The sequence below is a fragment of the Streptomyces hydrogenans genome, assembly GCF_014656075.1.
Taxonomy (GTDB): Bacteria; Actinomycetota; Actinomycetes; order Streptomycetales; family Streptomycetaceae; genus Streptomyces; species Streptomyces hydrogenans.
The window spans coordinates 1-1,515 of the sequence record NZ_BNBS01000285.1; the positions used below are offsets into that span (position 1 = coordinate 1).

1 protein-coding gene is annotated in these 1,515 nt (G+C 70.0%); it reads left to right on the plus strand.

The genetic code is table 11. From position 1 onward, the window contains the following. Positions 1–1,515: HAMP domain-containing protein (locus IE321_RS41425; RefSeq protein ID WP_190226773.1), on the plus strand; the 1,515-nt coding region annotated here is incomplete at both ends.

Here is a 1,515-nt window from a genome sequence, read left to right on the forward strand (position 1 = left end):
CCGACGAGGTGACCCGGGTGGCCCGCGAGGTGGGCACCGAGGGCATCCTGGGCGGCCAGGCCACCGTCCGGGGGGCCTCGGGCATCTGGAAGGACCTGAGCGACAACGTCAACCTGATGGCGTCCAACCTCACCGGCCAGGTGCGGTCGATCGCGCAGGTCGCCACCGCCGTGGCGCGCGGCGATCTCTCCCGGCGGATCACCGTGGAGGCCAAGGGCGAGGTCGCCGCCCTCGCCGAGACCATCAACACCATGGTGGACACCCTGTCGGCCTTCGCCGACGAGGTGACCCGCGTCGCCCGCGAGGTGGGCACCGAGGGCCGCCTCGGCGGGCAGGCCAGGGTGCCGAACGTGTCCGGCACCTGGAAGGACCTCACCGACTACGTGAACTTCATGGCGAACAACCTGACCTTCCAGGTCCGGAACATCGCCGAGGTCACCACCGCGGTCGCCAACGGAGACCTCTCCAAGAAGATCGACATCGACGCCCGGGGCGAGATCCTGGAGCTGAAGAACACCATCAACACGATGGTGGACCAGCTGTCCTCGTTCGCGGACCAGGTGACCCGCGTCGCCCGCGAGGTCGGCAGCGAGGGCCGGCTCGGCGGCCAGGCCGAGGTCGAGGGGGTCTCCGGGACCTGGAAGCGGCTGACCGAGAACGTCAACGAACTGGCCGGCAACCTCACCCGCCAGGTTCGCGCCATCGCCGAGGTCACCAGCGCGGTGGCCGAGGGCGATCTGACCCGCTCGATCACCGTCGAGGCGTCGGGCGAGGTGGCCGAGCTCAAGGACAACATCAACGCGATGGTCGGCTCGCTGCGCGAGACGACCCGGGCCAACCAGGAACAGGACTGGCTGAAGTCCAGCCTGGCCCGGATCTCCGCGCTGATGCAGGGCCACCGGGACCTGGCCGTCGTCGCCGAGCTCGTCATGGACGAGCTGACCCCGCTCGTCGCCGCCCAGTACGGCGCCTTCTACCTGGCCGAGGAAGGAGCGGACGGCGTCGAGCTCGGTCTCGTCGGCTCCTACGGACGACCCGCCGGCGACGGGACCGGGACCCGCTTCCGGCTGGGCGAGTCGCTCGTCGGACAGGCCGCCCGCGGCCGCCGCACCATCGCCGCCGAGAACGTCCCCGCCGACTACGTCACGATCTCCTCGGGGCTCGGCAGCACGGCCCGGGGCAGCCTCGTGGTGCTGCCCGTCGTCGTCGAGGACCAGGTGCTCGGCGTCATCGAGCTCATGTCCTTCAGCCCCTTCACCTCCGTGCACCGGGACTTCCTGGAGCAGCTCATGGAGACGGTGGGCGTCAACCTCAGCACCATCGTCGCCAACGCCCGTACCGACGAGCTGCTCGACGAGTCCCAGCGGCTGGCCGGCGAACTCCGCTCGCGCACCGAGGAGCTCCAGGTCCAGCAGGAGGAGCTCCAGCGCTCCAACGCCGAGCTGGAGGAGAAGGCAGCCCTGCTGGTCAGCCAGAACCGCGACATCGAGGTCAAGAACACCGAGATCGAGGAGG